The organism is Mycobacterium sp. TH-M25 (genome assembly GCF_057473665.1).
This window is the reverse complement of the sequence record NZ_JBYCLA010000540.1, coordinates 1-5907: the sequence shown is the minus strand read 5'-3', so window position 1 is coordinate 5907 and position 5907 is coordinate 1. Positions and strand designations below refer to the sequence as shown.

At 66.3% G+C, this 5907-nt stretch carries 3 protein-coding genes and 2 pseudogenes; 4 read left to right on the top strand and 1 reads right to left on the bottom strand.

Translation table 11 applies throughout. The features are described 5' to 3' along the window. From lysX to AC2VOU_RS18050, 3 genes and pseudogenes are all read left to right on the top strand, one after another. Nucleotides 1-1142: bifunctional lysylphosphatidylglycerol synthetase/lysine--tRNA ligase LysX (gene lysX, locus AC2VOU_RS18060; protein WP_486958609.1), on the top strand; the 1142-nt coding region annotated here is incomplete at its 5' end. A gap of 131 nt (nt 1143-1273) precedes the next feature. Further along, nucleotides 1274-1767: pseudogene (locus tag AC2VOU_RS18055) on the top strand (hypothetical protein); the annotation flags it as partial. 9 nt (nt 1768-1776) lie between these two features. Further along, nucleotides 1777-2028 (top strand): hypothetical protein, encoded by a 252-nt coding sequence (locus AC2VOU_RS18050; protein ID WP_486958608.1) that lies wholly within the window; start codon nt 1777-1779, stop codon nt 2026-2028. 87 nt (nt 2029-2115) lie between these two features. Here AC2VOU_RS18050 and uvrA read toward each other — a convergent pair whose 3' ends face one another. Continuing rightward, nucleotides 2116-5040 (bottom strand): excinuclease ABC subunit UvrA, encoded by a 2925-nt coding sequence (uvrA, locus tag AC2VOU_RS18045; RefSeq protein ID WP_486958607.1) that lies wholly within the window; start codon nt 5038-5040, stop codon nt 2116-2118. A gap of 158 nt (nt 5041-5198) precedes the next feature. Here uvrA and AC2VOU_RS18040 point away from each other — a divergent pair. After that, nucleotides 5199-5907, top strand: a pseudogene (locus tag AC2VOU_RS18040) (hypothetical protein); the annotation flags it as partial.

Here is a 5907-nt window from a genome sequence, read left to right as displayed (position 1 = left end):
TGGGATACAGCAAGACCGGTACCCGATCGCTGCTCGTGCACCGCTGGCGGCTGATCGGTAAGTGTCTGCGGCCACTGCCGAACAAGTGGAAGGGTCTGACCGACCCCGAGGTGCGGGTGCGCAGTCGCTACATAGACCTAGCCGTCAATTCCGAGTCGCGCGAGCTGATCACAGCCCGCAGCAACGTGCTTCGTGCGATCCGGGACACGCTGAACGACAAGGGATTCGTGGAGGTCGAAACCCCGATCCTGCAACAGATTCACGGCGGTGCGACCGCCCGCCCGTTCGTCACCCACATCAACAGCTACGACCTCGACCTGTACCTGCGGATCGCACCCGAGCTGTACCTCAAGCGGTTGTGCGTCGGCGGGATGGAACGCGTCTTCGAGCTAGGCCGGGCTTTCCGCAACGAGGGGGTCGACTTCAGCCACAACCCGGAGTTCACCCTGCTGGAGGCGTATCAGGCGCACGCGGACTATAAAGACTGGATCGACGGCTGCCGGGAGTTGATTCAGAACGCCGCGCAGGCCGCCAACGGTGCCCCGGTGGTGCTGCGGCCCGATGCGGGCGGCGCGCTGGTCGAGGTGGACATCTCCGGTGCATGGCCGGTGAAAACCGTCCACGACGCGGTCTCCGAGGCACTCGGTGAGCACATCGACGCGAATACCGACCTGTCCGCCCTGCACCGGTTGTCCGATGCGGCGAAGGTCCCGTACCTGGCGCGCTGGGATGCCGGCGCGGTGGTGCTCGAACTCTACGAGCACCTCGTCGAACACCGCACCGAGCGGCCGACGTTCTATATCGACTTCCCCTCGTCGGTGTCGCCACTGACCCGGCCGCACCGCAGCCGGCCCGGGCTGGCCGAGCGATGGGATCTGGTCGCGTGGGGCGTCGAACTGGGCACCGCCTACAGCGAACTCACCGATCCTGTCGAGCAGCGACGCCGGCTGGAAGACCAGTCGTTCCTGGCAGTGGGCGGCGATCCCGAAGCCATGGAGCTCGACGAAGATTTCCTGCAGGCCATGGAATATGCGATGCCGCCTACCGGTGGCCTCGGGATGGGCGTCGACCGGGTCGTCATGCTCGTCACCGGCCGCAGCATCCGCGAGACGCTGCCCTTCCCGCTGGCCAAGCCGCGCTGACCAAGTCGTCGATACGCGGACCATCGGGGTCGCAAAACTCATGCTCACAGCATGTAAAAGAGACGACAATGGACTACGTGACAGGTTCACCGGCGAACGTCGAACCACACGTCGTTGATGCACGGATTGGTGTGTACCTGCCGCCGGCCTGGTTTTCCACTGACCCACCGCCGCCGCTGCCGACCGTGATGATGATCGGCGGCGAGTTCAACACTCCCGCCGACTGGCTGCGTGCCGGCAACGCTGCAACGACGATCGAGGAACTGGCCGACACGCAACATGGCCGCTATGACGGTATTCGGGCTGGTTTGCCGTGCCGTCACAAACTCCGACCAAGCGCCACCCCGGCATCTCGGTCGCCGGCGACACCACCCTCGGCCGAGAATACGGCCCCACAGCGGCTGGCCAGACCGCGGCGGCGGGGTCGCTGTGCGACCTGGGCCGCGCCGACGGCATCGACTGCACGATCGTCGCACAGTCGGGAAACCACGACTGGCCCTTCGCCGCGGCGCTGCCCTGGTTGGCCGGTCGACTCGATACCCCGGGCATTGCGCGCATTCCACTGCCGTCGACCTGGCCGGCCTCGTCGGGTCGATCGGTCGATAATCGGGAACGCCACGGGTAGCGTGGCATCGTGCCCGACGAGCCGGAAACCTCCGCCGCTGCGCCTGACGCCGATACCAACTACACGAGTTCGGGAATTCCGACGTTCGACTCGGTCCGCGACAAGATCGAGTCCCGATACCAAACATCAATCGGGTCAGCCGAATTGGATGCTCAGTCCCCCGAAGGTCGTGACGTGGACGAGCAATTCGAGGCCCGGCAGCGCGCCGCCGCCGCTCGGCTGGCCCAGATCCGCGAATCGATGCGCAACGACAACCATTGAGGTCGACGGCCGTGGTTCAGCCAGTGTGCAACTTGTACGGCTGCTTTCCCGCCACGAGCGGCAATGACCCGCACACTCGGCGCGGGGTTACGCACTGACTTTGCGGCGCTTAGCTGTGCGCTTGGTCGTTGTCGCCGCGGGCTTGCCGGTATCGGCGAGTACCTCGGCGAGGAACTTGCCGGTGTAGCTCTCCGGCACCGCCACGACATCTTCCGGGGTGCCCTCGGCGACGATGGTGCCGCCGCCGGCACCGCCCTCAGGACCCATGTCGATAACCCAATCCGAGGTCTTGATCACGTCCAGGTTGTGCTCGATGACGATGACGGTATTGCCTTTGTCGACAAGCCCGTTGATGACGCCGAGCAGCTTGCGGATGTCCTCGAAATGCAGACCGGTGGTGGGCTCGTCGAGAATGTAGACGGTGCGACCGGTGGAGCGCTTCTGCAACTCCGAGGCCAGCTTGACCCGCTGCGCTTCACCGCCGGACAGCGTCGGCGCGGGCTGGCCCAGTCGCACGTAGCCCAGCCCGACGTCGACCAGCGTGCGCAGATAGCGGTGGATACCGGTGATCGGCTGGAAAAATTCCGCGGCTTCTTCGATCGACATGTCGAGCACCTCGGAGATCGTCTTGCCCTTGTAGTGCACCTCGAGGGTCTCGCGGTTATACCGGGCGCCGTTGCACACCTCGCAGGGCACATACACGTCCGGCAGAAAGTTCATCTCGATCTTGATGGTGCCGTCTCCGGTACACGCCTCGCAGCGACCGCCCTTGACGTTGAACGAGAACCGGCCCGGCTGATAGCCACGCACCTTGGCCTCGGTGGTCGCCGCGAACAGCGTGCGGATCTTGTCGAAGACCCCGGTGTAGGTGGCCGGGTTGGATCGCGGGGTACGACCGATCGGTGACTGGTCGACCCGCACCAGCTTGTCGACATTGTCCAGCCCGGTGACGCGGGTGTGCCGGCCCGGGACATGGCGGGCTCCGTTGAGCCGGTTGGCCAGCACCGAGGCCAGGATGTCGTTGACCAACGTCGACTTGCCCGAACCCGAGACTCCTGTCACCGACGTCAGCACGCCGAGCGGGAACGCCACGTCGATGCCACGCAGGTTGTGCTCGTTGGCGCCGACGACCGTAAGCTGACGCTTCTTGTCCACCGGGCGCCGAATCGTCGGGGCCGCGATGCTTTGCTTGCCGGACAGGTAGGCGCCGGTGATCGACTCCTTGTTGGTCAGCAGGTCGGCGTAGGTGCCGCTATGCACGATGTGGCCGCCGTGTTCACCCGCGCCCGGACCGATGTCGACCACCCAGTCGGCGTGCGCGATGGTGTCCTCGTCGTGCTCGACGACGATCAGGGTGTTGCCCAGATTCCTTAGGCGAGTGAGGGTTTCGATGAGCCGGCGATTGTCCCGCTGGTGCAGACCGATCGACGGCTCGTCGAGCACGTAGAGCACCCCGACCAGGCCGGAGCCGATCTGGGTGGCCAGCCGGATGCGCTGCGCCTCGCCACCGGATAGCGTGCCCGCCGCCCGGGACAGCGAGAGGTACTCCAGTCCGACGTCGAGCAGAAAGCCCAGCCGCGACTGGATCTCCTTGAGCACCTGGCCCGCGATCGCTTGCTCGCGGGTGCCCAGCGTGAGCCCGTTGAGAAACTCGGCGCAGTCGGAGATGGAGAGCTCGCAGACCTGTGCGATCGACTTCGCGCCCTGCTCCCCCGCGGCCAGGGTTACCGCCAGGATCTCCGGCTTGAGCCGCGTGCCGTCGCACACCGGGCACGGAACGTCACGCATGAAGCCCTCGTAGCGTTCCTTCATCAGCTCGGATTCGGTCTGATCCAGCTTGCGCTCCAGGAACGCCAGCACACCCTCGAAGTCGGCGTAATAAGACCGGGTGCGGCCGTAGCGGTTGCGGTATTTGACGTGGACCTGCTCGTCGCAGCCCTCCAGAATGGCCTTGCGCGCTTTGACCGGAAGCTTGCGCCACGGAGTGTCGACATCGAAGCCCATGGATTCACCCAGGCTCGCCATCATTCTCGTGAAGTACTCCGCGGTGTGGCCCATCGACCAGGGCGCCACCGCACCCTCGGCCAGGGTGCGATCCGGGTCGGGCACCACCAGATCGGGGTCGACTTCTTTGCGGATGCCCAGACCGACGCACTCCGGGCAGGCGCCGTAGGGCGAGTTGAACGAGAACGAGCGCGGCTCCAGGTCGTCGACGGCCAGCGCGTGCCCGTTGGGGCAGGCCAGTTTCTCGGAGAACCGCTGCTCGCGGGGATGACCGGGCTCCTGGGCTTCCCGATCTGGGAACTCCAGCACCACGATGCCGTCGGCGAGGTTCAGCGCGGTCTCGACCGAATCGGTGAGCCGCTGCTTCGCGCTGGCCTTGACGGTCAGGCGGTCCACCACCACCTCGATGTCGTGCTTTTCCTGCTTCTTCAGCTTCGGCGGATCGGTCAGCGGATGCACCACGCCGTCGACCCGGACGCGGCTATAGCCCTGCGCGTTGAGTTTTTCGAAGAGGTCGGCGAATTCGCCTTTGCGGGTCCGCACCACCGGCGCGAGCACCTGGAAGCGGGTTCCTTCAGGCATGACCAGCACCTGATCGACGATCTGCTGCGGAGTCTGGCGGGCGATCCGTTCGCCGCAGACCGGGCAGTGCGGTGTGCCCGCGCGGGCGTACAGCAGACGCAGGTAGTCGTAGACCTCGGTGATGGTGCCGACCGTGGACCGGGGGTTGCGGTTGGTCGACTTCTGGTCGATGGACACCGCCGGGGACAAGCCCTCGATGAAGTCGACGTCGGGCTTGTCCATCTGCCCGAGGAACTGGCGGGCGTACGCCGAGAGCGACTCGACGTAGCGTCGTTGCCCTTCGGCGAAGATCGTGTCGAACGCCAGCGATGACTTCCCCGAGCCCGACAGCCCGGTGAACACGATCAATGCATCGCGCGGCAAATCAAGATCGACACCGCGCAGGTTGTGCTCGCGCGCACCCTTGACGATCAGGCGATCAGCCACCCGGCCCCTTTCTGAGCGCTCACTGGACACGTCGTTTCTCATGCTATGTGCCCACACCGACAAGCGATCGGCGGCCGGCGACGTCAGACGCCAACCGAGGGAACGAATCGTGAGCCCGGTGTGCAAGGGTGGCCGTCGTGACCGAACCAGTCGATCCGATGCAAGCCCTGGCGACAATCCTGGCCGAACACGGCCCGTTACCCGAGGAGGACATCGCACGTCGGCTGCAGGAAGCCGGCGTGACCGATTCCGATGCCGTCCTGGACGCCCTTCACCTGGAAATTGATTGTCGGGCCGCGCAATTAGACGACGACCGGTGGATGTGGCTGCCCGCGCTGCTGGCCGGGCGGGTGTTCAGCCATCGGCTCGGCGCGAACGAGGCAGTCCACGACCTACTCGGGGTGACCCCGGACCTGGACCCGATCACCACGCTCTGCGAGCACGAGCAGTACGGCCGCCTCGCCGACGGTTCGGCGGTCCAGATCGCGTTGGCCGAGTTCGACGACGAGCTGCTCGAACAGCGGGGTATCCCCGACGGGGCGGTCGATCCGGGCGGGGCGCTGCTGTTGGAGCCGGGCACACTGGCGGCGTTGGGGGCCGCCGCGGGCGATCTGGTCGGGCTGCGGCTGACCACAGCCGGCCTCGCCTTGGAGCGGGTCGGCACGCCCCCCTCCGGCGCGGACGCGGGTGTGGGCGCGCTGTTGGCGGACACGCTCGACGCCGACGAGCCGAGGTTCTTTCCCGAGGCGGTCTGGACCGCGTGCGTCGACGATCCGGCGTTGTTCGCGCAGCCGCTGGCGCCGCTACGCGAGATCGCCGACCACCACGGTCTGGCGCATCGAGGCGATTGGCTGGCGTCCGCCGGCT